Annotated in this window: 22 protein-coding genes and 1 riboswitch; of the genes, 15 read left to right on the plus strand and 7 right to left on the minus strand. The window is 60.4% G+C overall.

The window, feature by feature from the left end:
- Window positions 1–74: 74 nt before the first annotated feature.
- The 10 genes from HMPREF3087_RS08055 (at window position 75) to HMPREF3087_RS08100 (ending at window position 12011) form a co-directional block, all read left to right on the plus strand.
- Window positions 75–1592, plus strand: coding sequence for a CCA tRNA nucleotidyltransferase (locus tag HMPREF3087_RS08055; protein ID WP_070428732.1), 1518 nt, complete (start codon window positions 75–77; stop codon window positions 1590–1592).
- A gap of 46 nt (window positions 1593–1638) precedes the next feature.
- Window positions 1639–3351, plus strand: coding sequence for an AMP-binding protein (locus tag HMPREF3087_RS08060; protein ID WP_070428733.1), 1713 nt, complete (start codon window positions 1639–1641; stop codon window positions 3349–3351).
- 220 nt (window positions 3352–3571) lie between these two features.
- Window positions 3572–5836, plus strand: a complete 2265-nt coding sequence (locus HMPREF3087_RS08065; RefSeq protein ID WP_070428734.1) for a transglycosylase domain-containing protein — start codon at window positions 3572–3574, stop codon at window positions 5834–5836.
- 3 nt (window positions 5837–5839) lie between these two features.
- Window positions 5840–7147 carry a hypothetical protein gene (locus tag HMPREF3087_RS08070; protein ID WP_070428735.1) on the plus strand — a complete coding sequence of 436 codons (1308 nt, stop codon included), beginning with the start codon at window positions 5840–5842 and terminating at the stop codon, window positions 7145–7147.
- A 126-nt stretch (window positions 7148–7273) separates the two neighbouring features.
- Window positions 7274–7564, plus strand: coding sequence for a 30S ribosomal protein S6 (gene rpsF, locus HMPREF3087_RS08075; protein WP_019174235.1), 291 nt, complete (start codon window positions 7274–7276; stop codon window positions 7562–7564).
- 40 nt (window positions 7565–7604) lie between these two features.
- On the plus strand, window positions 7605–8210 hold the full coding sequence (locus tag HMPREF3087_RS08080) for a single-stranded DNA-binding protein (protein WP_062022867.1): 606 nt from the start codon (window positions 7605–7607) through the stop codon (window positions 8208–8210).
- A gap of 118 nt (window positions 8211–8328) precedes the next feature.
- Window positions 8329–8568 (plus strand): 30S ribosomal protein S18, encoded by a 240-nt coding sequence (gene rpsR, locus HMPREF3087_RS08085; RefSeq protein ID WP_019174237.1) that lies wholly within the window; start codon window positions 8329–8331, stop codon window positions 8566–8568.
- Between the two features lie 16 nt (window positions 8569–8584).
- Complete coding sequence (gene rplI, locus HMPREF3087_RS08090; protein WP_019174238.1) at window positions 8585–9043, plus strand: 50S ribosomal protein L9; 459 nt, start codon at window positions 8585–8587, stop codon at window positions 9041–9043.
- 785 nt (window positions 9044–9828) lie between these two features.
- Entirely contained in the window at window positions 9829–11124 is a 1296-nt protein-coding gene (shiA, locus tag HMPREF3087_RS08095; protein WP_070428736.1) for a shikimate transporter, read from the plus strand.
- 125 nt (window positions 11125–11249) lie between these two features.
- Window positions 11250–12011 carry a sulfite exporter TauE/SafE family protein gene (locus tag HMPREF3087_RS08100; RefSeq protein ID WP_083272099.1) on the plus strand — a complete coding sequence of 254 codons (762 nt, stop codon included), beginning with the start codon at window positions 11250–11252 and terminating at the stop codon, window positions 12009–12011.
- Here HMPREF3087_RS08100 and HMPREF3087_RS08105 read toward each other — a convergent pair.
- From HMPREF3087_RS08105 to HMPREF3087_RS08135, 7 genes are all read right to left on the minus strand, one after another.
- Window positions 12008–12445, minus strand: a complete 438-nt coding sequence (locus HMPREF3087_RS08105) for a very short patch repair endonuclease (protein ID WP_070428737.1) — start codon at window positions 12443–12445, stop codon at window positions 12008–12010. The two genes, HMPREF3087_RS08100 and HMPREF3087_RS08105, sit on opposite strands and share 4 nt — an antisense overlap.
- Window positions 12432–13073: a DUF6339 family protein gene (locus HMPREF3087_RS08110; protein WP_176745022.1), complete on the minus strand. Its 642-nt coding sequence runs from the start codon at window positions 13071–13073 to the stop codon at window positions 12432–12434. The genes HMPREF3087_RS08105 and HMPREF3087_RS08110 overlap by 14 nt, the downstream gene beginning before the upstream one ends.
- Before the next feature lie 107 nt (window positions 13074–13180).
- Complete coding sequence (locus HMPREF3087_RS08115; protein ID WP_070428739.1) at window positions 13181–14077, minus strand: hypothetical protein; 897 nt, start codon at window positions 14075–14077, stop codon at window positions 13181–13183.
- Window positions 14074–16002 carry a hypothetical protein gene (locus HMPREF3087_RS08120; protein ID WP_070428740.1) on the minus strand — a complete coding sequence of 643 codons (1929 nt, stop codon included), beginning with the start codon at window positions 16000–16002 and terminating at the stop codon, window positions 14074–14076. Before HMPREF3087_RS08120 ends, HMPREF3087_RS08115 begins: the two co-directional genes overlap by 4 nt.
- Before the next feature lie 2 nt (window positions 16003–16004).
- On the minus strand, window positions 16005–16988 hold the full coding sequence (locus HMPREF3087_RS08125; RefSeq protein WP_070428741.1) for a PD-(D/E)XK motif protein: 984 nt from the start codon (window positions 16986–16988) through the stop codon (window positions 16005–16007).
- The gene (locus HMPREF3087_RS08130; protein ID WP_083272100.1) at window positions 16988–19678 is read right to left on the minus strand and encodes a Z1 domain-containing protein; all 2691 of its coding nucleotides are present in this window, start codon (window positions 19676–19678) and stop codon (window positions 16988–16990) included. Before HMPREF3087_RS08130 ends, HMPREF3087_RS08125 begins: the two co-directional genes overlap by 1 nt.
- Window positions 19679–19700: 22 nt before the next feature.
- Window positions 19701–20894, minus strand: coding sequence for a DNA cytosine methyltransferase (locus HMPREF3087_RS08135; RefSeq protein ID WP_256173076.1), 1194 nt, complete (start codon window positions 20892–20894; stop codon window positions 19701–19703).
- 295 nt (window positions 20895–21189) lie between these two features.
- A riboswitch (TPP riboswitch) is annotated at window positions 21190–21315 on the plus strand.
- Between the two features lie 25 nt (window positions 21316–21340).
- Between HMPREF3087_RS08135 and HMPREF3087_RS08140 the strand changes: the two genes are divergently transcribed.
- The 5 genes from HMPREF3087_RS08140 (at window position 21341) to HMPREF3087_RS08160 (ending at window position 26478) form a co-directional block, all read left to right on the plus strand.
- Window positions 21341–22054: an ECF transporter S component gene (locus HMPREF3087_RS08140; protein WP_083272101.1), complete on the plus strand. Its 714-nt coding sequence runs from the start codon at window positions 21341–21343 to the stop codon at window positions 22052–22054.
- 14 nt (window positions 22055–22068) lie between these two features.
- Window positions 22069–22761, plus strand: coding sequence for an ECF transporter S component (locus tag HMPREF3087_RS08145; protein ID WP_070428744.1), 693 nt, complete (start codon window positions 22069–22071; stop codon window positions 22759–22761).
- Window positions 22758–24224, plus strand: coding sequence for an ABC transporter ATP-binding protein (locus tag HMPREF3087_RS08150; protein ID WP_070428745.1), 1467 nt, complete (start codon window positions 22758–22760; stop codon window positions 24222–24224). Before HMPREF3087_RS08145 ends, HMPREF3087_RS08150 begins: the two co-directional genes overlap by 4 nt.
- Entirely contained in the window at window positions 24211–25119 is a 909-nt protein-coding gene (locus HMPREF3087_RS08155; RefSeq protein WP_083272102.1) for an energy-coupling factor transporter transmembrane component T family protein, read from the plus strand. Before HMPREF3087_RS08150 ends, HMPREF3087_RS08155 begins: the two co-directional genes overlap by 14 nt.
- Before the next feature lie 93 nt (window positions 25120–25212).
- Window positions 25213–26478, plus strand: a complete 1266-nt coding sequence (locus HMPREF3087_RS08160; protein WP_070428746.1) for a DUF445 domain-containing protein — start codon at window positions 25213–25215, stop codon at window positions 26476–26478.
- The last annotated feature ends 10 nt before the right edge of the window (window positions 26479–26488 follow it).

Consider the following 26488-nt stretch of genomic DNA (forward strand, 5'->3'; position numbering starts at 1 on the left):
ACCCTACCGTTCGGGCCTCCGCGGCTTCTGTGAGCGCGCGGGTACCCTTGTACGGGACAAAAAAGGAGGTCTGCGTGGACGCAGCGACAGCGCACATTCGACTGAGCGAGGCACTCGAGAAACTGGACGATGTGCTCGGTCCTCTGGGCCGGACCTTTGCCGATGCCGGTTTTGAACTGGCTTTGGTGGGCGGCTCTGTGCGCGATGCTCTGCTGGGCCGGGACATGCCGGACCTCGACTTCACAACGGACGCCAGGCCGGATGACATTGTGCGGCTGATCCGCGACTGGGCGGACACGTGGTGGGATATCGGCAAGAAGTTCGGGACCATCGGGATGGTCAAGAAGGGCTTCCAGATTGAGATCACCACGTATCGGGCTGAAAGCTATGACTCTGAGTCCCGCAAACCCGTTGTGGCCTTCGGCGACAATCTCGATGACGATCTTGTGCGCCGTGATTTCACGATCGGCGCGATGGCGGTGCGCCTGCCCGGCCGAGTCTTCGTTGACCCGTTCGGCGGTCTGGAAGATCTCACAGCCGGCCGGATTAGCACACCCGGCAAAGCGGAGGACTCCTTCAGCGATGACCCGCTGCGCATGATGCGGGCCGCCCGCTTCACATCCCAGCTGGACTTCGAGGTCGCCGATGACGTCCGCGAGGCCATGACCGACATGGCCGGCCGGATGGACATCGTGTCGGCTGAGCGGATCAAAGACGAACTGGTCAAACTCATCTGCGGAAAAGCACCGTGGAAGGGGATCGACCTGCTGGTGGTCACCGGTCTTGCGGATGTCTTCCTGCCAGAGGTTGCACGCCTGCGGGAAGAAAAGGATGAACACGGCCGCCACAAGGACGTCTACTGGCATTCGCTGACGGTGCTGCGCCAGGCCGTTGAACTTGAAGAGCGCTACGCCCGCAAACAGGCCGAAGCCGATGCCGCGGCAGCAGAAGACGACGATGCCGAAGAACTGCTGCCGGCTGATTCGCAGCTGCGAATCTCAGTGCCTGACTTCACGGTCCGCTTTGCCGCGCTCATGCACGACATCGGCAAGCCCGACACCCGCCGCTTTGAACCCAACGGTGCGGTCACCTTCTACCACCACGATGTTGTCGGCGCGAAGCTCGTACGCAGGCGCATGCGTGCGCTCGCCTTCGACAACGCCACGACCAAACGAGTGGCTCGCCTGGTGGAGCTGCACCTGCGCTTCTACGGATACGGCGATGCCGGGTGGACCGATTCGGCTGTGCGCCGCTACGTCACGGATGCCGGCGATCAGCTGACCCGCCTGCACATCCTGACCCGCAGTGATGTCACCACCCGCAACAAACGCAAGGCAGACCGTCTGGCGCGGGCCTATGACGACCTCGAGCGGCGCATCGAGAACCTGCAGAAGCAGGAAAAGCTCGACGCCATCCGCCCTGACCTCGACGGACAGCAGATCATGGAGATCCTCGGCATCACACCCGGACCGGTTGTGGGCCGGGCGTACAAGCACATGCTGGAGCTGCGAATGGAGAACGGGCCGACCGATTTTGAAACGGCCAAGGCCGCTCTGCTGACCTGGTGGGCAGAACAACCCGAGGCGGGCTAGTCTTAGATCTGGCAAAGAGGCCCAGATCACAGAAGGAGAATCGCACATGAGCGATGTCACCACCACCTTCCGCGAAGCCCGCGACACGCTTCTGCGGTACCGGACCGACCTCGAAGCAGCACGCCGTGAATTCACCTGGCCGCGCTTTGAAGAGTTCAACTTCGCACTGGACTGGTTCGATCAGGTAGCCGAAGGCAACGACAACCCGGCACTGTGGATCGTCGAAGAAGACGGTCAGGAGAACATCTACTCCTATGACACTCTGCGCCGCCGCTCCAACCAGGTGGCCAACTTCCTCCGCGAAGCCGGTGTTAAGCGCGGTGACCACGTCATGGTCATGCTCAACAACCAGGTCGAACTGTGGGAAACCATGCTCGCCGGCATCAAACTCGGTGCTGTGCTCATGCCCACCACCGTCCAGCTGGGCCCCATCGACCTGCAGGACCGCGCCGATCGCGGCAAAGCCCAGTACGTCGTCGTCGAAGCACCCTCAGCATCGAAGTTCGACGATGTTTCAGTCGACCTCAAGCGGATCGTCGTCGGCGGTGAGCCCCAGCGCGAACAGGACCTCGCCTACACAGACTCAGCCGGCGCCTCGGAAGACTTCCAGGCAGACGGCGTGACAAAAGCCGACGACCTCCTGCTGCTGTACTTCACCTCCGGCACCACGTCGAAGGCGAAGATGGTCGCCCACACCCACACGTCCTACCCCGTGGGACACCTGTCGACCATGTACTGGATCGGCATGGAGCCCGGCGACATCCACCTCAACATTTCGTCCCCCGGCTGGGCCAAGCACGCGTGGTCGAACCTGTTCACCCCGCTGATCGCAGAATCCTGCATCTTCATCTACAACTACGGCCGCTTCGACGCGGCGGCGCTCATGAAGACCATGGAGCGGGTGGGCGTGACCAGCTTCTGCGCTCCGCCGACCGTGTGGCGCATGCTCATCCACGCCGATCTCGGCCTGCTGCCCACCCCGCCGCAGAAGACCATGTCCGCCGGCGAACCGCTCAACCCGGAAGTCATTTCCCGTGTGCGCGCCGAATGGGGCACCGACATCCGCGACGGCTTCGGACAGACCGAAACCACGCTCATGGTGGGCAATTCGCCCGGCCAGGAAATGGTTCCAGGCTCCATGGGCCGCCCGCTGCCCGGCTACGACATCGTGCTGCGCGACCCCGCCACCGGCGAACTCGGCGACGAAGGGGAAGTCTGCGCAATCCTCGATCCGCGCCCGGTCGGCATCACCCAGGGCTACTGGGGGGATGAAGTCAAAACCGCCGAAGCCTTCTACGACGGTGTCTTCCACACCGGCGACGTCGCAGCGAAAGACGAAAACGGCTACATCACGTTCGTTGGCCGCGCCGACGACGTCTTCAAGGCAAGCGACTACCGGCTCTCGCCGTTCGAACTCGAATCCGCACTCATCGAACACGAAGCGGTCGCGGAAGCCGCCGTCGTCCCGTCCCCGGACCCCGTCCGTCTTGCAGTGCCCAAGGCGTACGTCGTTCTGGCGCCGGGCTGGGAGCCCACCGCGGCCACGGCAGAGTCGATTCTGAAGTTCTGCCGCGAAACGCTCGCACCGTACAAGCGCATCCGCCGCATCGAATTCACGGAACTGCCCAAGACCATCTCCGGCAAGATCCGCCGAGTGGAGCTGCGCACCCGCGAACTCGAACTCCACCCCGAATTCGGCGAAGCCACCGTCACCGCCCAGGAATGGGCCGACACGGACTTCCCCGGACTCAAGGGCTGAATGGGCTTACGCGAAGGGCCGGTGCACCGAGCACCGGCCCTTCGCCGTACCCAGCTCAGCGGCAGCTGGGGGAGGGCAGCGGGAAGGGGAGCGGCGCCTCGTGATTGAGATGCGTCACAGGAATCAAACAGGCCGAATGAAATTCGGCACATTTCCGCGACTACTCCCAGTCAACTGTGGTTGACTGAAATGATCTGTCTGTTCGTATTGGGGGAAAACTGTGTCCACTGCTAAGCGAAAGGCAGCGGCAAAGAGTTCCAGTGCCAGCCGCTTCCTGAACTATCCGAGAAAAAACAAGAAGGGCTGGACGCGTTGGCTGCCGTCTGCGCGCCTGTGGGGCTTCGGCCTGCTCGGTGCGTTTCTGCTGGCTATTGCCGGCTTCACCATCGGCTACGCCCTCACACCCATCCCCGAACCCAACGCTGAAGCCGCCGGCCAGACTTCCCACGTCTATTACAAGGGCGGCAAGGACGTCATCGGCACTTTCAAAGACCAAAACCGCGAGATCCTCAAGCCCGAAGAGATTTCGCCGAACATGGCATACGCCGCACAGGCCGCCGAAGACAAAACCTTCTACGAAAACCGCGGCATTTCGATCAAGGGCATCTTTCGCGCGGCAGTCGGCATCATCACGAACGACTACGCCGGCGGTGGTTCCACCATCACCCAGCAGTACGTCAAGAACTACTACCTGACGAACGAATTCTCCCTGCAGCGCAAAGTCAAGGAGATGTTCATCGCCATCAAACTGGACCAGGAACTGTCCAAGGACCAGATCATGGCGAACTACCTCAACACCATCTACCTGGGCCGTCGCAGCTACGGCGTGCAGGTGGCATCACAGTCCTACTTCCACAAGGACGCTAAAGACCTCACGGTCGAAGAAGCCGCAGCATTCGCAGCGATGATTCAGACGCCGGGCGCACAAGACCCGGCTGAAGACCCCTCGCGCCTGCAGGAGCGCTTCGACTACGTCATCGACAACATGGTCGACCTGGGCTACCTGACGCAGGAACAAGCCGACAAGGTCGAACTCCCCGAATTCCAACAGCCCAAGTCTGACAACGAACGCAAGGGCCAGACCGGCTACCTCATGGACGCCGTGCGCCATGAACTGAAGACCGCCGGTGGGCTGACCGACGAACAGATTGACCGCGGCGGCCTGAAGATTGAGACCGGCATCGACAAGAAGATGATGAAGTCCGCGGTCAAGTCCGTGGAAAACCTGCCGGAACTCAAGCCCGGTATGCACGTCGGGCTGTCGTCCGTCGACCCCAAGACGGGTGAAATCCGCGCGATCTACGGCGGTAAGAACTACTTCAAGCGGATGCACAACGCATCCACGCAGGACACCGCACAGGCAGGTTCGACCTTCAAGCCGTTCACCCTGGTGGCCGGTCTGGAAAACGGCTTTACGCTGAACGACTCGTTCACCGGTTCGGCGCAGACGTTCCAGCTGCCAGGCGGCGGCACGTGGACGCCGAAAAACTACGGCGGCGCCAGCTACGGCCAAGTCACGCTGCTGAAGGCAACCCAGAGCTCGGTCAACACCGCCTACGCGCAGCTCAACATCGACGTGGGCCCGGACAAGACAAAGGACGTCGCAGTGCGCGCCGGCCTGCCGGAGAACACGCAGGGTCTGGACTCCAACGCCTCGAACGTGCTCGGCACCGCAAGCCCCACCACCCTGCAGATGGCCGGAGCGTTTGCGACCTTCGCCGCCGAGGGTGTTCAGCGCACACCGCACTTTGTCGTCGAAGCGGTAGACCCCGATGGCGAATCGCTGTACAAGCCCGACACGAAGGGCGAAAGGAAGTTCGACAAGAACGTCATGGCCGAAACCACCTATGCGCTCAGCCGCGTGGTGCAGGGCGGTTCGGGCAGCTACGCGTCGAACCTCGGCCGTCCGGTTGCCGGTAAGACCGGTACGTCGAACGAGTCGAAGTCGGCGTGGTTCGTCGGCTACACCCCGCAGCTGGCGACGGCGGTGTCGATCTTCCGCTACGACGACCAGGACAAGCCCATCGAGATCGGCGCCTACGGCGGCCGTGGATCCATCACGGGTGGTTCGTACCCCACGATCGCGTGGACGAGCTACATGCAGGGTGCCATGAAGGGTATGGACGTCGAGAAGTTCCCTGAGCGCGGCAAGCTCCCGGACGTTGAAAAGCCGAAGAACAAGTCCGGCGGTTCGCGCAACGCACCGGTGCAGCGCAACTACGACCGTCCGAGCACCAAGAAGAAGGAACAGAAGAAGGAAGAAAAGCCGAAGGAAACGAAGGCTCCGGAAGTCGAGGATTCGAACGAAGACTCCAAGCCGGACGAGGGTGACAAGAAGGAGCCGCCGAAGGAGAACGACAAGCCGAAGGAACCGGAAAAGCCGAAGCCCGAAAAGCCTAAGGAACCGGAAAAGCCTAAGAAGCCTAAGGAACCGAAGCTGGACAAGCGGAAGAAGCTTGATTCGGATTCACCGGGCGGCAACTGATTCATGCGGTCACCGGCTGATATCGCAGCACCCCTGCTGGGCGGTCGAGGAAAGTTCCTCGGTGCACCCGGCAGGGGTTACCTGCGTTTTCAGGCGGCAGCGTCACTTGTTCTGCTGGGATGTGTGGGGCTTGCAGGCATTCTGCGGCAGGTGCCGTGCATTGCGGCCGGCTGGGACATGCCTCACGCGTCCTACCGCATGTGCGCGTCCCCCATTGCCAATGGACTGCTGGGCACCACTTGGCCGGAAGCGCCCGGCCGTACGGGCTCTGCACTGATCAGCCCTGCCGCCGATTGGTTTGCTGACGGTGCTGGCGCTGTTCTTTCGCCGGGTGAAAGCATGGCGATTCTGCTGGTGCTGAACTTCGCTGCGTTCCTGCTGGCGGGCATGGCCCTGTTGCGGCTGCTGGGGGACCGTTCGTGGTTTGCGGTGTTCGCGCTGTCGCCGGTGGTGTTCTTCTTGATCGGGCAGTCGCTCGATCCGGTGGGTCTTGCACTGGCCCTGTGGGCGTTGGTGCTGGCCGGGGAGGGCCCGGCTGCCGAGGTGCCGGGTGCCGAGGTGCCGTCCGCTGAGGTGCCGGGCGGGTCTGCGGGCAAGCCCCTGTCTTCGCTGGTGCTGGTTGCGGTCATGTTTGCGGTGGCCGCGCTTATCAGCCCGCTGGCTGTTGTTGTTCTGCTTGGGTGGGGCATTGCTGCGGCGGGGCGCGGATCCACGCAGTCAGTCCTGACAGTGGTGGGTCTGTTCATGGTGGTCCTGGGCGCGCTGGTTGTGATCGACGGCAGGATTGCCGGCCGAGTCCACATGTGGCTGACCGACGGCATTGACCGCGGTTCGCTGTTCTCTCTTGCTGCCTATAGGGCTGAAGGTTCGGCGCTCAACGTGGCGGCGCTCATTGTGTTCTTTGCGGCCGTCGCAGTTGTCGCGGTTCTGCTTTTCCTGCGTGCTGGCGCAGCCGCCGGCCCCCTGCCGATAACAGCGGTGCTGTTGGTGGCCGCGTTGTTGACGGCACCTCGGGCGGGTGTTGGTGAGGCCCTGTGGTTGGTGCCGTTTGCGGCGGCAGCCGTGCACAGCCTCGTGCTGCACTTCCTTTGGATGCTGTCCGAGGCCGCGCTGTTCATCGCGGTCAACCTGGCAGACGCCGATGCGATTGACCCCGGCAAGGGGCTCGCGCCCGGATGGCTTTTTGTGTTCACGACTCTGCGTTGGATGGCGCTCGGCGGCCTGCTGGTGTGGGTGTTTGCCGCCGGAGCCCTGAAAAACGCCGATGGCGAGCCTGCCGGTACCACGCCGAGTGGCGCCAAAGCGCACTGAATGACTAAGATGGGATGGCTTGTGTCATGGCCTCGGTGTAGAACTGAGCTATGACGGAAGCACTGCACATACCCTCCTGCCATGGAAAGACCATGGCCGCTTCAGACCAAAGGAGGTGGGTTACACGTGCGTAAGTACGAGCTCATGCTCATTCTGGAACCGGAACTCGAAGAGCGTTCCGTGGACTCCACTGTTGAAAACCTGCTCAAGGTCGTTGCCGCTGACGGCGGAACGGTCGACAACGTGGACGTGTGGGGCCGCCGTCGCTTCGCCTACGAAATCAACAAGAAGACCGAAGGCTACTACGTAGTCGTCGACTTCACCGCGAAGCCGGAAACTTCACACGAACTCGACCGCCAGCTCGGCCTCAACGAGGCTGTTCTGCGCACCAAGATCCTTCGTCCCGAAGCTCAGTAATCACTTTCGAAAACAGTCAGCGCTCAGCTAAGGAGTCAGAATGGCCGGAGATCCAGTAATCACACTCGTCGGCAACCTCACCTCGGACCCTGAACTTCGGTTCACGCCCAATGGTGCTGCGGTTGCCAACTTCACGGTCGCTTCGACTCCCCGCATGTTCGATCGCAAGTCGGGTGAATTCCGCGACGGCGAAACCCTCTTCATGCGCTGCTCCCTGTGGCGCGATGCCGCTGAAAACGTGGCTGAATCACTCAGCCGCGGCACCCGCGTCATCGTTCAGGGGCGCCTGAAGTCGCGTTCCTTCGACACGAAGGAAGGCGAACGTCGCACCGTCATGGAACTCGACGTCGACGAAATCGGCCCCAGCCTGCGCTTTGCAAAAGCACAGGTTTCGAAGGTCGAACGCTCTGGTGGATTCCAGGGCGGCGGTCAGGGTTACGGCGGCGGTCAGCAGGGTGGCTACGGCGGCCAGCAGACCGGCGGCGGTTGGGGCCAGCAGGGCGGACAGCCCGGCGGCAACCAGGGTGGCGGTCAGCAGGGCGGCTTCGGCGGCCCGCAGAACGACCCCTGGGCTGCATCCGATCCCAACCAGAATCAGGGCGGTGGCGGCTGGGGAAGCCCCACTGAAAGCGAACCCCCGTTCTGATCCGCTGAGTACGGACTCACCTGACCCGCGAGTGAGAATTCGGGTGAAGGCCGTCAACGCTTAGCTGTTCACGCTTTTGCGCCGACTGTTTCGACGCTTATTTTCAACAGGAGTAAAAATGGCAAAGCCGGAAATCCGGAAGCCGGTGAAGAAGAAGGCTAACCCGCTCGGTGCGGGTGAAACCTCCTACATCGACTACAAAGACACTGCAACTCTGCGTAAGTTCATCTCTGACCGCGGCAAGATCCGTGCTCGCCGTGTGACGGGTGTGACTGTGCAGGAACAGCGCAAGATCGCCAAGGCTGTTAAGAACGCCCGCGAAATGGCGCTGCTGCCCTACACGAGCTCAGCTCGCTGATCGGAGGGGTACTGAAATGGCAAACATCAAACTCATCCTGAATCAGGAAGTTGAACGCCTCGGCGCTGCTGGTGACGTTGTCACCGTTCGCGCTGGCTACGCTCGCAACCTTCTGCTGCCCCGCGGCTGGGCTCAGCTGTGGACCGCAGGTGCTGAAAAGCAGGTTGAAGCTCTGCGCAAGGCGCGTCAGGCTCGTCAGATCGCTGACCGCGAAGAGGCAATCGCTCTCAAGGAAAAGCTTGAAGCGACCACCGCTCGCATCGAAATGAAGGCCGGCAAGGGCGGCCGTCTGTTCGGTGCTGTCACGACCACCGCTGTCGCTGACGCACTGAAGGAAGCCGTCGGTCACGAATTCGACCGCCGCCAGATCGCCCTTCCGAAGCACATCAAGGAGGCCGGTTCCTACACCGCGACCGTCCGCGTGCACGACGAAATCACCGCGAACGCCAAGTTCGACGTGATCGGCAAGGCCTGATTTTCAGGTAACTGGCTTAGGCGGGTTGGGCGATTGGCCTTAACGGCTTGCCCTAGCCCGCTGGCTTAAAGCACAAGCCGGGATCGACACCGTTAGGTGTTGGTCCCGGCTTCTGCGTTGTGTGGGCAGGTTGGGGCGCTGGGTGGTGTTGGTTGGCTGGATTTGCGTTGCGTGGGTGCGCCCGGCTGGTTGGGGTGGTGCTGCTGGGCTGGATTTGCGGTGTATTGCAGATTTGCGCGTTAAAGCGCTGCATCAGCGCGTGACTTTGCATTACCGCGTGAGTTTGGGCGTCGGGAGGGGCCGTGGCCATCATCTTCCCGTCTGCACTGTCGGCGATACGCCTATCAGTCGGGCACCGTCGCAGCTTGGATTTGCGGTTTATTGCAGTTTTGCGCGTTATTGCGGTGCTTTAGCGCGTGAGTTTGCATTACCGCGTGAGTTTGGGCGCCAGAAGGGCCGTGGCCACCATCTTCCCGTCTGCACTGTCGGCGATACGCCTATCAGTCGGACACCGTCGCAGCCTGGATTTGCGGTGTAATGCAGATTTGCGCTTTAAAGCGGCGCATTACCGCGTGAGTTTGCATTACTGCGTGAGTCTGGGCGCCAGAAGGGCCGCGACCACCCCAGCAAAGCCCGCCACTGCGTGAGTTTGGGCGCCAGAAGGGCCGCGGCTACCACCTTCCCGTCTGCACTGTCGGCCATACGCCCACTACGCGGACACCGTCGCAGCCGACCTAGTGACGTCTGCCACAATTAACCGGTTCACAGAATAGGGAAGGACAGCTATGAGCACTCCGTCTGCAGCGCAGAGTCGCAGAGCCGCACTGGGTTCATTCGTCGGCGCGGTCGTCGAATGGTACGACTTTCTGCTCTACGGCCTGGTGGCAGCAACTGTGCTTGGGCAGGTGTTCTTCCCGGAGTCGAGCCCCGTCGCATCGCGTCTGGCGGCTTTCGCAACCTTGGGTGTGGGCTTCCTGTTCAGGCCGTTGGGCGGCATCATCTTCGGCCACTTCGGTGACCGCATCGGCCGTAAGCGGATGCTCGTGTGGACGATGACCATCATGGGCGTTGCCACCGCCCTCATCGGTCTGCTGCCCACATATGCGCAGATCGGCTGGGTGGCTCCGCTGCTTTTGGTGGTTCTGCGCTGTGTGCAGGGTCTGGCCGTCGGCGGTGAGTGGGGTGGTGCGGCAATGCTTGCCGTTGAGAACGCTCCGCGGGGTCTGCGCGCACTGTTTTCGTCCGGTGTGCAGATTGGCTATTCGGTGGGTCTGCTCCTGTCGACCGCGGCGGTGTCGCTTCTCAACAGCGTCCTGTCTGACGAGGCGTTCACGGCTTGGGGCTGGCGGATCCCGTTCATCTTCAGCGCAATTCTGGTGGCCTTGGGCCTGTGGGTCCGTGCAGGGGTAGCCGAATCTCAAGAGTTCATCCAGGTCGAAAAGCGCCTGCAGCAAGAGGACGAACCTAAGCGTCTGCCGCTGTTCGAGGCGGTCCGCTGCTATCCGGCCCAGCTGGTGCAGATCATCGGTCTGCGGTTCATCGAGCTGTTCTCGATGTACGTTGTGACGACTTTTGCGTTCGCCTTTGCTGTTGACAATCTGGGCTTTGAGCGCCAGACCATGCTCAACGTCAATCTGTTTGTGGGCGGTTTGGGCATTTTGACGATCCCGCTGTTTGCCTACCTCGCTGACAAGTTCGGCCGTATGCGCGTGTACCTGTTCGGTGTGGTTGTCGGTGTGGTTTTTGCGTTCCCGTTCTTCTTCGCCCTAGATAAGGGTGCGTTCATCGGCATTGTCATCTGCGCGATCATTTTGGTGAACATCGCCCACGATGCTGTTGTGGCTGTTCAGCAGCCGCTTTTCGCTTCGATGTTCCCGGCTGAGTTCCGGTATTCGGGTGCTGGAACCGCCTACCAGGTGGCCGCTGCGATTGCCGGTGGGTTCACGCCTTTTATCGCCACGTGGCTGGTGGCAATCGGCAACGGTTCGTGGCTGGGTGTTGCGATCTACTTGGTTGCCGGCTGCCTCATTTCGGGCCTGTGCGGCATCTGGGTTGCGCGCACGCATCGGGAAGCTCACTGAGTGGCCGGCCGGTGCCGGCCAGATGAATAACGAGGTGCCGCTGCCCGACTGCTGAACCTCCACCTCGTGAGGTCGTAGGCTGGGAGTGACCTGCCGGTGTCGTTGGGAAGTGGAATGCTGCGGATATGACTGTGACTGCGCCGATCGTTGTCGCGTTGATCCTGGCTTTGCTTGTCGGGGTGACGATTGGGCTGTTCGGCGGTGGGGGTGGGATTCTCACGCTGCCGATCCTGACCTATGCGGCGGGTTTCCCAACGGAGCAGGCGATTGCGATGTCGTTGTTCATTGTGGGGACAACGTCGCTGATCAGCGCGGTGCGGCATGCGTTCAGCCATCGGGTGCAGTGGAAGATCGGGACGGTTTTTGCGCTCGGTTCGATGGTGGGTTCGTTTTTCGGCGGGAAGCTGTCGGGGTATCTGCCGGGGACTGTGCTCATGCTGATCTTCGGAACCGTGATGTTCGCTGCGGGTATCGGCATGATTCGCCGCCGCCGAGGTGACACTGTCGAACGCCGCCCCAAGGTGTGGTTGGTGGTTGTGCTTGGCACGATGATCGGTGTGATTGCCGGTCTGGTCGGTGCTGGGGGAGGGTTCCTCATTGTGCCGGCGCTCGCCCTGGTGGGCGGTTTGGGTATGAACTTTGCGGTGGCCACGAGTGTGTACATCATTGCGCTGCAGTCAGCGGCTGGTCTGCTTGGTCACTTGGGACAGACGGAGATCCCGTGGGTGTTCACGCTGGTGTTCACGGGGCTGTCGATTGTGGGTTCGATGATCGGGGCGTCGTTCATCGGCAAAGTGCCCGAAAGGAAGCTAAAGAAGGGCTTCGGAGTGTTCGTTCTGGCCATGGCGGTGTTCGTGCTGGGCGAGCAGATCCTGTCGGCGGTCTAAGTCTGCTGGCGCTTGGCCTTCCAGCACTGCTCGATGCGATCGGCCGATGAGGCTGGGTCGTCGTGTTCCCAGAATCGCAGGACTGTCCAGCCGGCAGCCTTGAGTACGTCATTGGTGTTGGCGTCCCGCCTCTGGTTGCCTTCGATCTTCTGGGCCCAATAGCCGGCGTTGGCTTTCGGCGGTATGAAGTGTTCGGGGCAGCCGTGCCAAAAGCAACCGTCAACGAAGACAGCGATCTTCGCTTTTGTGAAAACGATGTCCGCGTGACGACGGATGGATCGATCAGGCCGAACATCTGTCCTGTACCTCAAACCGCGTGCATGCAGAATCCGGCGGATGGCGAGCTCAGGTTTGGTGTCCCGTCGCCTGTTCGCCTGCATGGTCCTGCGGGCATGGAAGTCTGAGGCCCAGGAGCGGTCATCAATGGTCGGCATCGTCGTCTTGTGAGAACTGCACTTGCTCGCGGACGTGCTCATCGATTTCGGTGAAGACTGCTTGGAGGGATTCCGTGTCGTTTTCATCGAGGAGCACTACACCCGACATCTGCTGGAGACGTTTGATGAAGATTCGGGTGTACTGTCTCCGTTGATGACCAGTGAAGCCGCTGCTGACGATCTTTTCGGCGGTCATCTTCGCAAGGACTGGCCTCTCGGATGTGACTCGCCGTTCAAGAAGTGCAACGTAGTCGTCTTCGGTTAGCCGCTGGCTCTGAACGATCGCCGGTCCGAGGACGAGCCACCGGCGCCATAGTCTCTGAAAGACGTGGCGCCTGTCGCCACCGGTAAATCGCGATGATGGGGCATTCCGGGGGTTGTAGCGCACTGCTGCCAGGTCAGGAAGCAGGATGAGTGTCAGGAAATCCCATACCAAAGGGTTGCCAAGATCGCCGCGGAACTGCTGTCCGAAGTGGTAGAGCTCTGAACCGAGCAGAACGTCAAAGTTTGTCAGGTTTTCACCGGCATCTGCGACTGTGATCCGACACCGCCTACGAAAGTCTTCTAGCTCTCCAAGGCGAACGTGCTTTCCTGCTGTCAACGGGTAAGCTTCGGGCTTATTCAGCACTTCAACGAGATCAGAGTGACTGAATTCTGTCATGCCACGGCAGAAAGCCTTTCTCAGCTCAGTTGAAGACTTGACGCTGAGACGGGGTAAGCGCTTTAACATCGTCGTCACGTCCTGAAGGTCTTAGCCATGATGAGGTATTCCAACTCCTCTGGGTTCTCGCGAATGAGGCTTAAGGCTTCGTCGAGAGATTCCAAACCAAGATGCTCTACCGCAGAACGGCGTGCCGCAGCTGCGATTGAATCGGGATAGGTTTCGGCAATTTGGTCCGATGACGTCTTGGGCCCGTAAGAGTGGCTGAGTCGCTCAGCAGTGAGGAGCATAACTCGGTGGATCGAAGCCACCAGCTGCTCTCGTAGGTCCTTTGGTTTTCCGCTCTTCACAAGTTCGAGGACGTTCTTGTCGTCCTGATTCAGATAAAGCCTGATCGAGTTGTTGAATGTATCGGAAAGATCAGAACACTCGAGGTCAAAGCGCCACGGTGCTGCGTACCAGCCCTCCTCCTTAAATGATGCGGCAGAAGTGGGAAACCCTCGGTTTTCCGCCGAGAGGCCGATCCTCAGTTGCCTAGATTCAGCGATTATTCGATTGTTCAGCCACGGAACTGTTCGTCCCGCACCGCCAGATACCGGCAGAACCACCACTGCCTGGACGATCAGCTGATTCTCAATTTTTTCCGTGTCGATATCGAGTTCGACCGATCCCGTGCAACGATGGTCAGCAGACTCGTCGAGCACCACTTCCCCGACAAATGTTGTAGCTGTGTCCTGGCAGGCCACAGTCAGCTTCAAGACTGGAACTGATGTCTCTGGGGCACGAAGCTCATCGCGGTTGAGGTCGTTGATGGTGACTGCGGCTGAAATCGTCAGCTTTGAGTTCGGGTCCCAATCATCGGCGAGATCCATGATGTCAGTGGGCGCTCCATTGAGCATGAGCGCAAAGGGCGTCCAATTAAGCTGGCTGTTGGTCAGGCGGGGGAAAGGATGCAGTGTGATTGTGCTCATCGGCTGTGCTTTCCTGTAAGGCTCACGGATGTCTGCGCGGCGAAGGGAAAGCTCAATATGACTCGACCACTGAACCCAGGACTGACCGAGATGGTTTTGTCAGTGCTCAAGATGCCGTCGTCCGTTAGCCACTGAACCTTGAATTCCGAGTCGTCGATGGCGATAGAGCCCTCCGGTGTTCGTGCGGTGACAGCAATGCTCACCTCAACTGGACCGTCGGACCGGGGAGAAACGCTGAAGGTGATCTCTTGATCGGCTTCGGGGCTGTCGCTTCGTACGATTTCCCGGTGTCCGTCGATAGTGACCAATTCTCTTTTTGCTGCCCGCCGCCTGAATCCGGTCTGTGAACTCGCTCGCGTGCCCGAGGGGACCTGTTCGATGACGCCAGCAGGAGCAAAGGCTGACAGGCTGTTGGCAAACTTTTTGACGGACAGTCCGCCGTCGCGATCAGGTTTGCCGTCTACATCGAGGAATTCAGACACGCGCTTTCGAATCTGCTTGAGCGTTCGATCCACGATTGACTTCGAGATGTCTGACACTGCAATGTTCGGTGTCCATGCGTCATGAGTAGAAGGCTCCGTGGCCGCGAAATGCCGGTCTACTTCAGGTGTTGGTTTGAATACGCCGTGCCAGCTGAAGTCTGTCGCCTCAGTCGATCGCATGTCGTCGTAGGCAACTAAGAGTTCAGCACGTGATCGCATTAGGGCGAGGTGGTTCATCGGAGCGGCTTTTGTTTGGTCGTCATCTAAAACATGCACGGTTTTCATGAGGACCAGGTGGCCGGCGACTCTGTCAGTGCGTGATCCCCAGAACTCAGCTTTTGTTGAGGGGGTTTCCATGGATGTCCGGTTCAGCGTTATGGGGGTGTCAAATAGGTCCAGCTGGCCGGTGTACGGCTTAAGAATTGTGGAATCGGAGGAATAGGGCTCGCCCTGCAGTCGCCTCACGTGCGCGAGAGCACTTCCGTAGCGCGCGTACCGGAATTGGATGTCTTCAGTGACTCCGAGGTTCAAGTCGTCGTGGTAGACATCGATGATCATCGGCGTTTCGCCGCTGCTGTCCGGGATGACTTTGGGCCACGCGTGATGTGCGAGTGATTCGCAGATCTTCTTGGCGAGGAGCTTGGCCTCCTCTTCGGTGCGAACCGGTGTTCGACGTCCGCTTTCTGGGTTTTCGACCGTCGGATCGAGAATGAGGATTGACGTGCCCTTTTCATGGTCATCGCCATCAGACCCGAAATGAACGTCGAAAAGTCTTTCGCCGAGTTCTTGTGCTGCATGGCCGGTCAAGGGCATGATCTCGTTCTGGCCTGGATCTCCCCACCAGTGAGCACCGGTGTAGCGCCTGTTCCCGACTGTATATGGATCCCCAAGGGCTGAGGCGATCAGTCGGTATTCGATCTCTCCGTACCGATTTTCTGTCGCCGACCAGTAGACGAGAGTGTTTGCGGAAGAGGCTTCAAACGCCGCCGTTTTACCGAAACCATAGGTGCCTCCTAAGTCGTCGGCGTCCTTTGTGGTTCCAATATCGAATACCAAGGGATTGAAATTGTTCGGCTCTCCCGGTGCAGCAGCCTCATTGGCCCGAACGGGGCCGTTGAGCCCGACGGTGCCTCGGTCATAGATCTCGAGAACATAGGTGTTGTCCTCTTCTAGACTGCGGTGAAGGCTCGGCAGGTTATCGTAGCGGTTGTTGAAGACCTGCTGACGAAGGGTTCGCCGCACTTCAGACGACAGTCTGCGGATGCGAACACCGTAAGCAGGCCTCCAGCCGTCTTCCCTCGCGTCCCAGGAGTTTTGCAGTGTTTCCCGAATAAGCAGCTCGGTTCGGCTGAGGTTGGTCGTCGACTTCAGCAGCTTGTCCCTACCGCCGCTGGCCTGGTCTCCCGCTCCGTGGGGCTTTGAATAGCGTTTGAGCACTGTCATTGTCACGCGTTTCCCTTGAGGATTGGGAGGGCATTGAAATCCTTGCTGGGTTCGCCGAGTGAGCTCAGGTTCAGCGAGTACCGGACATTTCCGATCGCGTTGACTGTTGCGTCATCAAGATGCACGTATGACAGAACGGGGGAATCTGCTGCGACTTCCCAAAACCTCCATCGCTGCAGACTGAAACGCAGCGAATCAGCACCCTTCATACCGTATGCGAAGCCTGCTTTCTCTAAGAGTGGAAAGAGCATGCCGTGGGTGATGCCGAAAGCCGCGAGTCCGTCGATAAGCTCATCTACGGTACTGCCCGCGCCCTTCTCAACATCGGCGACTGCCAGGGTCAGGGGCAGATCAGCCAGCGGTGCAAGCTGCTTCAGCCCGTGCACGGTGATTTCTGACCGATTTTGAAATGCTGAAGTTTTGACTTCGGTGCAGGCCCATTCGGTTGTAAAGTCATGCTGCTTATTCGCTGGTCCCGTCCACATATCAACGGCTTGTGGACCGAATACTTCAGCAAGCTTGTGCAAGAAGCTGAGTTCTCCAAACAGCCCAAGCGCTGCCTCTTCTCCCAGTGCAGACTTTTGAAGTGACAGCAGCCGCCTGAGCTGGTTTGCCGCATTGGCGACAGAGGCTATGACGGGAGAGTCATCTGCGATGCGCTCGATTATGTCTTCGAGAAAGCTGATGAAAGCCGTCTCTAAGCTTGGGTCGAGGCAGGTGAGAACTAAGGCGCACTCCCCATTGTTCTCACCGCCGACCTGCTCGTGCACCTTTTTGAAGTCGACGGTGACAGCACCGCTGATGCCGTACGGCGAGCCAAGCTCTTCGCTCGTTTCGAAAACGGCAGTTGGCCGCTTGTCAGCATCAAAACCGAACCACGAGCGTTGGCCGTGTTCGCCGTTCCCTTGAATGACAGTTAAGGCGTTTCCAGCCTGAGAACCGGGTTCGCGACGGGTCTGATTGAACAGAGCTCGGATGTTGGTCATCAGCTGAAGTCCTTCTCTCGGTCCTCCGGCATCGGCTCTCGATAATCGTCCTGATCGTCGAACATTTCACTGTTGCGAGGTACACCGACGAACGTGCCCTTGGCTTTGATTCTGTGGTCAACATCCCAGGGCAAGATCATTGCGCAGGCCATCAGCGGTTTGGATTCGTCGCCTGGCATCGCCAACTCGGGCCGGCCGATTTCTTGGAACGCTTCGGCCATAGGCTGGCGGGCTTCAGATTTCCGCGACGACTCCGAGTTTCGGCTGATGGGGTATAGAAGCAGAAGCCCTTGGCCGTTTGTCCATTTGGAGCTCTTCCGCAGTTCTCTGGCGTCCTTGATGGAGATCTGCTTTTCAGATTCTGGCTTGTATCCCTGCATTGTCAGGTCAATGAGGTAGTCGCTTCCTGTCATCAGGGTTCGTATGTTGATCCGGTGCGGGAATCGTGGGTCGATGCCTTTGATTGGCGCACGTGTGACGGTCTTGACTGGGAAGCCGGTCTCTTCGAGCGTGTTTGTGGCTCCGCTTCCCCCAATCAGAACGACGTTCCATTTGGTTTCAGGGAGTTTTTCCTTTACCCACTGAATACCGCTGAGTCGGAGCTCATCGTTGAGAGCGTCTGTCTTAAACCTGCTGACAAAATCTGCAATGGGTGGAAAGTCAACATCTTTGAAGAACCGTCCTCGGTTGCTGCTCTCGGGAGCAGCGTGTGGACTGATCTCTTTAAGAAGCTGTTTCGTGAGATCCAGGTTCTGGTCAAGCACACTGGGGTCCTCGAGGTCGAAGAGAGTGGGCTGGATGCGGTATCCCTCGAAGTCGGTTTCGACCTTCTGTACTCCCTTCATCTTGTTCGGGTTCGTGATCTGCAGCCGACCGGGGGCTTGGCGAATGCGCACGGTGATGTCTTTCGGCTTGTCGCCGTTGGAGATCATGCGGCGGATCTCTTCGCGCATATCGAGCTCAACGAGGGCGAGGTGGCGATAGTCCTCATCTAGTCCTTCTGTGAGCCAGATCCGCTGGAGGTCTTCGTATCCGTGCCGATAGCCAAACCACCGCCCCATTTGGAGCAGTGTGTCGTACAGGTTTGATGACCGCGTGAAATAGGAGACAAACAGTCCTTCGAGGGTCAGGCCTCGTGACAGCGTTCCACCGCCGATGACAATGACCGTCTGCGGACCTTTCGTATAGTCCAAACGATCCTTCGGCAGGCTTTGGCTGTTGTCAACGACGGTCCGGAGCCTGCGGAGAACTGTGGGGATCTCTGCGGAAACGGCCCTCCACGTGGGTGCTGCCGCATCACCTTGGTACAGATCCTTGGCTTTGTTGACTTCTCGCGTAAAAACCTCATGGAAAGCTTCGACATCGTCATCGAGGGCGGAAATGCGGAGCGGTTCGAGGAAATCATCGATCAGCTTCTGGGTTAGGAAGTGCGGTTCAGTACGGTGAGTTGTGTGCACAAGCATCGATGAGTGCATGTTTTGCTGTCCGCGCGTGCGACGGATCGCCGAAGCGACTACAAACCATTTGATGGCGTCCTCGAGCGACTTCGCCATCTGCGGTGGAATTGCTTTTTGGTTTTTACCCGGGGGCAGCAGAAGATCTTTGTCCCCCTTAGGGATTTCGCGTACGACGTTAGGAGGATCGTCTTCCCAGCCGTCGGGGTCGTGCGGAGAGATTCCAAACAGACGCTCTGCTCCGAAGTATGCGTCCGGTGTTTTCATCACGTAGATGAAGTCATCGGGATACATATCGACACCGTGCCCATCGCCGAGTCGGTCATCTGAACTCATGAAGACGTTGGCGAAGGGGGTAGCGGTGTATCCGATGTACGTGCCGTTTTTGACCTCATCCCAAATTTGCCGAACGAGGGTGTTGATTGCGGTTGTTTCCTGCGCGCCTTCTTTGGATGAATCGGGCGTTGCTTGGTCGGATTCGTCGTCGATAATGAGAATCGGGAAACGAGATTCGCGGGTATCCAGGCTGATTTGGCGAAGAAAGTTGCGCAGGTTTCTCAAGCGCGATGAATTCTTTTTGACAACAGCTAAGACAGGCTGAGTGCCCTGTGTCATTGCCTCGGCGTTGCGCGCATCGCCTGGACCGAAGTCGCTGTCTGATGACGTAAGTCGATACCACGGGAGGGGGCCATCTTCCACGCCGAGGTCTCTGTCGAGCCGTCTTTGTGTCTGCCCGCGAAGGTTATTGTGAAGACCGGCAAGGACGATGATGAATCGGTAGCCGGCATCTACAGCTTTCGCAATGACCGATGCGTAATTCGCCGTCTTTCCGGATTGAACGTTGCCGATGACAAGGCCCTTGCGCCTGTCTTTCAACTGGTAGGGCTCTGCGGAGGCTGCAACTATGGCGTCACTTTCGTTGTCGATGTTGTTGACTGCTTCGCGGAGGCCGCTGTCAAGCATCTTGTCCTTGAGACTCCTCCAAAGATCACCGTCCGAGTCGGGGAAGTACCATCCTCGCTCCTTGATGTCCTGCCGGGCCGATATGTCATTGACGAAGAGAGTTGTGGATTTTTGGCGGAGTTGTTCTAGCTCGTTGAAGAATTCATCCAGCACAGCCTTGCCATAGGTGCTGAGCTGTCTGCGCGTCGCTGCTTCGGCCTCTTCCCGGTTCTGTGTCTTACGGTGGAAACCGTAGACCATCTCAATCGTGCGGCGCTCGTTCTCGTCCATCATTCTTCCTCGTCGTTGAGTGCGGCTAGTTAAAAAGCTGGGTGCGAATCTGACTCCATGACGGCAGGATGCCCTTCGACTCTCTGAGCACTTCTAGAAGGTTAGGCTCTGTTGTGTCGTAGGTGATGCCATTCAAGGTTTTGAAGAGTGCCTCGAAAATTGTTTTTGCGCCGAGTGGCGGCACAGCCATCCCGATCTGTTTTCGAACCGATGAGCGTGAGCCGCTGAAATTGAAATCGTCAGGAAATGTCTGCAGCCGGGCTCGCTCACGGTTAGTGAGTGCGCGGTTCTCTTCCCAGTGGTAGACGTGCGTGCCGCCCCCGCCTGAACCGGTGATGGTGTAGCTGGGCTCTTCTCTTCTCAGGCGCCTGTAGATATGGCTGAGTGTTGCTCCTTTGACGTTCAGCTTGAGGTTTTCTGGCATGGCAGCGCTAAAGGCGTTGCCACCTTCGGGTATGTATGTCAACCGTTGCCGTACGCGTTCAGTGTGAACAGGATCTTCCGTGTGTTTGACGTTCAATCCTGCTGGATATGTTGCGCTAAGCGCGGTTTCAGCTGAAACGTACCTGGGAAGGTTTAAAGCATTGTTTCTTGGTCCGTGACTAGGCGCCGGGACCTTGAATCTGACTTGTTCATCCTTGTGGATTCCAACAATGATGACTCGGTGCCGAGTCTGTGGGACACCGTACTCTTCGAATCGGTACAAATGGGGAACAATGTCGTAGCTTTTTCCCTTTGCCGCCTGCAGGTCAGCAAGTATTTGCTTAAATGCGTCACCTTGATTGGCGCTTCGAACTCCACCGACATTTTCGGCAACAAACCATTTAGGCTCTTTTTTATTCAATACTGCTACGCCGGCTTGGTATAGCCCACCGAAATCGCCCAACAGGCCTTTCTGTTTGCCCACAAGACTGAAGTCGTTGCACGGGAAACCAAACGCAAAACCATCGATGGGTTCAAAAGAATCTAAGTCCTTGATTGCCTCACGGGCGTCAATGTTTCGGACGGCTTGAGGCCGGTGGGCGAGGATGTTATTCCTGTAGGTTTCGCAGGAATCGCTGTCGATGTCGACAGCCCATTGGTGCTCAAGAACTATAGGGTCCGTGTTTGAGTTTGCTGGTACGACGTGCTCATTGAACGATTCAGCAGCCATTGATGCGCCGAGGGACAGCCCGCCGGGACCTGAAAAGAACTCCCCCATGGAGTAATGAGCAGCCACCAGCGCCTACCTCCCGGTCTGCAGATCCCGCAATAGTCGGTTTTTGTCTTTGCCCCGAGTTTGGCGATTCGTGGCTGACTTTGACTTCCTGATGCAGCATATCGCCAGGCACTGACATAAGCGAATAGAAACGCTGGCCTTGAGCCGATGGGCTGTAATTCCATGGGTACGCAGCGGCGCTCATTCGAGAATCCCACCACGAGTGGCCTCGGGTCTAAGGTGGCACCGTCTTCATGCGAACTGTGTCCTTCCACCCAATCCCGTGCGCCAGCGCACTGTCCTTGCTAAGGTATCGGCCGTACGACAGGGGAGCGCCTCGGATCAAACCTAGAGATCCGAACAAGGGCGCTGAGAGTGCGATGCCGCAGACCCTCGAACCTGCCCGGTTAGCACCGGCGAAGGAAGTCGAGCACACTCTTGACCCCTCCTTGCCTTGAGGAGGACTCATGACACAGGACAACCGTGTCCAGCCCGGACACCACACCAACCCAAGCAACCCGAACACCACCTCGTCAGCACAGACGAAAAACCCACGGCCACAGAGCACGCAGACAAAAACCAGCCTGCGCTGGCGGACCGTTGACATCATCGTCACCGTCGTCATCGCAGTAGCAGTCGGCGTCATCTTCTGGGGAGTCGCTGCCATTTGGGGCGTCTTCGAACTCTGGACCGTCGCATTCCCACCACTGGTCGGCCTGTTCGGCGGCATCTGGGTGCTTGCAGGGCCACTGGCCGGAATCATCGTCCGCAAACCCGGTGCGGCCATCATCGCCGAAACACTCGCCGCTGTCGTCGAAGCAGTGCTCGGCTCCCACTTCGGTGCAACCGCCATCATCTCCGGCCTCCTGCAGGGAGCCGGCGCCGAAATCGTGCTCCTCGCCTTCCTCTACCGCAAATGGAACCTGCCCGTCATGCTCCTGTCCGGCCTCGGCGCAGGTGTCGCCCTGGTGGTCGGCGAAATAGTCATGTACTACGCCAAATGGGCTATGACATTCAAGGTCGTCTACGCCGTGTGCGGAATCGCCTCCAGCATTATCATTTCCGGGTTGGGTGCATGGCTCCTGTGGAAGGCAATCGTGCCCACAGGCGCACTGTCAGCCTTCGCTTCCGGGCGGACGACAACCACACCCCGCCAGCACACAACCCCCAACCGCACATGAACTGAAAGACCCCGATGACCCACACCGCACACACCACGCCCACACGCAGCCTCACATGGCGCACCGTTGACATCATCGTCGCAGCAGTGCTCGCCGTCGCACTCGGTGCCGTGTACTTCGCGTGGACGTCCCTGCGGCCGATCATCGACGTCCCGTTCAACCTCGTGTTCCCACCAACCACGGGCCTAGTCGGCGGCCTCTACCTGCTGGCCGGGCCCGTGGGGGCACTCATCATCCGCAAACCCGGCGCCGCGATCGTGTGCGAACTCATCGCCGCAGCAACCGAAGCTCTCCTGGGTTCCGTCTTCGGCCCGGTCATCCTGTTCACCGGCCTGTGCCAGGGCATCATGACCGAACTCGTCTTCGCCCTGACCCGTTACCGCCGCTACACCCTCGGCATTTCCGTCTTCGCAGGCCTAGCACCCGCCATTTCGGTCTCCATCACCGACAACATCTTCTGGAACGCCGGCTGGGCCCTCGAATGGCAGCTGGTCTTCGCCGCCTGCGCCCTGGTCTCCGGACCCGTATTCGCCGGCCTGGGCGGCTGGTTCGTCTACCGCGCCATCCGCCGGACCGGAGTGCTGACCGGATTCGCATCCGGCACCGACCCGCGCCCGAGGCGCCGCCCACCTCACGCCGCCTCCTCACCCGAAGGTGCGGGTCACCGGGGGAGCCCCTCAGAAAGTGAAAGTCCCGCAGATTCGTGACCACCACCTCGTCATCCCGACCCGCGGCAGTGTCCGCCCGCGGGTTCACCTGGTACCACTCCGGCCGTTCAGAACCGGCCGTTTCCGACCTCGACCTTGAAATCCCAGCCGGCCAGAAAGTTCTGCTGGTCGGCGGTTCCGGTGCTGGAAAATCAACGTTCCTCCACGCCGTTGCCGGTGTCCTGCCCGATGAATCCGGCGAACAGTTCGGCGAACTCCTGGTTGACGGCCTCCCACCGGACCCCGCCCGCGGAATCTCCGGGCTTGTTCTGCAGGACCCCGATTCGCAGGTGATCCTCGCCGAAGTCGGCGACGATGTCGCCTTCGGCATGGCCAACGTCGGCATCCCAGCCGCAGACATCGCCCGCCGAATCCCCGAAGCTCTCGCCATTGTGGGCCTCGACGTCCCGCTGACTCACCCGACGGCAGCTCTGTCCGGTGGGCAGAAACAGCGCCTGGCCATCGCCGGGGTTGTCGCCATGCAGCCGGGCTTGCTGGTGCTTGACGAACCCACCGCCAACCTCGACCCATCAGCCGTCGAATCCGTGCGCGACTCCATCATCGCCGCGCAAGAAGCCACCGGCGCGACCATGCTGATCGTCGAACACCGCCTGCCGGTGTGGACCGAACACGTCGACCGGATTGTGGTTCTGGGCCCCGGCGGTGTTCTCGCCGACGGCAGCCCTGACACGATCCTTGGCGACCAAGCCTTGCGTCCCTCACTGGAGGCTGCCGGGCTGTGGCTGCCCGACGCCGCCCTGCCCACGCCGTACGTGCCGACCATTGGCGAAACCCTCATGACCGCCGACGGCCTGGGCGTTCAGCGCGAAAACAGCGAACCCGTCGCCGAACTGACCGCAGCGATTCACGCCGGCACAGCGCTCGCACTGACCGGCCGCAACGGTGCCGGAAAATCCACCACCGCACTGACCTTGGCCGGTCTGCTCAAACCCGCATACGGCCAGCTCACGGCAGCAGATCAGCTGAGCACCCTCAACGGCACAGTCCGTCCGACCAAACACAGTGACCCTTTCCGGTGGAGCTCCCGCGAACTCGTGCCCCGCATCGGCATGGTGTTCCAAGAACCCGAACACCAATTCCTGCGCCCCACTGTCTTGGACGAACTGCGGTTTGGTCCACAGCGAGCCGGCTGGGATCCCCAAGCGGCAGACGAACGCGCCGAACAGCTCCTGGCCGCGCTGCGCCTGGAACACTTGGCTGACATCCACCCGCAGCAGCTCTCCGGCGGTGAAAAGCGCCGCCTGTCAGTGGCCGCAATGCTCGCTGCCCGGCCGCGCATCCTCATCATCGACGAACCCACCTTCGGCCAAGACGCCCGCACGTGGCGAGCGCTCGCCGAACTCGTCATCGACGAACTGCGCGCCGGCCAAGCGGTCGTGACCGTCAGCCACGACGAACCCTTCATCGACACCCTGGGGGCGGTGCGCTGTGAATTCGCCTGACAACCACACCACCGCCCAGCCGACCCCAGCACCCGGTGAGGGTGCGGCGGGCAGCCCGGCGGCGCCTCGTGCGGTGATCCTGCCCCGCTCAGCAGCCCCCGTGCAGGTGGACCTGCTGGTGCCCATCCGCCGGCGCACCGCGTTCGTGCGCGCCAACCCGCTGTCGAAGATGGCGCTCGCGTTCATCCTCATGTGCGGTGTGCTGTTCAGCATCGACATCGTCAGCGCATCCGTCATGCTGGCCCTGCAGGTGCTCCTGCTGCCGTTGACGGGCCTGCGGATCGGCGTGATGCTCAAACGCCTGTGGTTCCTGCCCGGCGCGGCCCTCATCGCCGCCTGGGCCACAACAATCCTGGCGGAGAAAACCGGCGACGTACTGGTGCACATCGGCCCACTGCTCATCACCACCGGATCGCTGGCATCCGGTACCGCAATCGGCGTGCGCGTGCTGGCGCTCGCCCTGCCTGGAATCGCCATCGCATCGACCGTCGACCCCACCGACTTGGCCGACGCACTCGTGCAGAAGCTGCGCCTGCCGGAGCGGTTCGTCATGTCAGCGCTCGCCGCCACCCGCCTGGTCACGCTGTTCACGGCCGAATGGCAGACGCTGTCCTTTGCCCGCCGCGCCCGAGGTGTCGGCCCCGACACGCTGCTCCGCCGGCTGGGCGGGGTGGTCCCGGTGGCATTTGCGCTGCTCGTCCAGGCAATCCGCCGCGGCACCCGCCTGGCGATGGCCATGGAAGGCAGGGGCTTTGGCACCAGCCGCCGCACCCAGCTGCGCCAGTCGCGCTTTCATGCGCGGGACGCTGTGATCGTTGGGGTTGGGGTTCTTATGAGTGCGGCAGCCATCGGCGCGGCCGTTGCGGCAGGGACGTGGAGCCTGATCCTGACGTGAGGCGGTTTCGCCAGTGCCAGGGGTTGCCCTTCGCGGCCGGGGTGACCGCCGGCTGCGGCTGACCGAGCCTGCGATCACTGGAAGAATGAGTGTGTGAGCACTCAGCAGAACACACCCGTGACAGAAGAAGACCGCCGCATAGCCCTGCGGCGCATGCGCACCCTGGCCACCGGCCTTCTGGTGGCCGCGGCGCTCATCTGGCTGGCCACCGTCATCTTCACCGACAGCACGGGCGTGTGGGGCTTCGTCAAAGCCGGTTCCGAGGCGGCCATGATCGGTGCGCTCGCGGACTGGTTTGCCGTCACCGCGCTGTTCCGCCACCCGCTTGGTCTGCCGATTCCGCACACCGCGATCATTCCGCGCAAAAAGGATGTGCTCGGCGAAAGCCTGTCGGCGTTTGTCGCATCGAACTTCCTCACCTACGACACCGTCGCCCCCAAGGTGGAATCCGCTCGCGTCACACAGCGGGTAGGTGCATGGCTGAGCAAACCCTCATCGCAGGATGCGGTGGTCCGCCGAGCCGGCATGGGCCTGCAGTACGTGCTCGATCGGGTTGACGACGACGCCGTTGCCGACCTCACTCGCGACGTCCTCGTTCCCCGGCTCATCCAGGTGCGCAAAGCACCCGTGCTGGGCCGCCTCATGCAGGAGATCGTCGCCGATGGTGCGCACGAACACCTGGTCGACCTCGTTGCCGGGGAAGCTCACTCCTGGCTGCTGTACAACCCGCAGGTGGTCGATGACATCGTCAGCCAGCGCGCCCCCGAATGGGTGCCCAGGTTCGCCAACCGCATGGTGTCGGACAAACTGCACCGGGAAATCGTCGGCTGGATCGCCGATGTGCGCGACAACCGCAGGCACCGCGCTCGCGGAGCGCTCAACGAATGGCTGACCGGCATCGGAACGCAGCTGCAAGAGGAGTCTTCTCTTGCCGAGCGGGTCGAGGCGACCCTGGCTGACATGCTGGCGCGCGAGGCGGTGGTCACCTCGGCTGTTGCCATGTGGGAATCGACATCCCGCCTTCTGCGCGAATCCGTGCTTGATGCCGACGGCACCGTCCAGCAGAAGCTGCGGGACGGACTGGCCGAATTCGCCGCCCGCATGACAGACGACGAGGCCTTTGCGAACAAGTGGAACCACACACTGGCCGTCGCCGTTGCCGACGGTGCCGAATCCTTCGGCGGTGAGCTCACCAGCGTCATTTCGGACACGATCGCCAGCTGGGACGCGCGCGAAGCTGCTGAAAAGATCGAACTCTACGTGGGCAAAGACCTGCAGTACATCCGCATCAACGGAACCGTCATCGGCTGCCTGGCTGGCCTGCTCATCCACACCGTCGCCGTACTCATAGGGGGCTGAGCCTGCCGCC

It is taken from the genome of Brevibacterium sp. HMSC22B09 (assembly GCF_001806795.1).
Lineage (GTDB): Bacteria > Actinomycetota > Actinomycetes > Actinomycetales > Brevibacteriaceae > Brevibacterium > Brevibacterium ravenspurgense.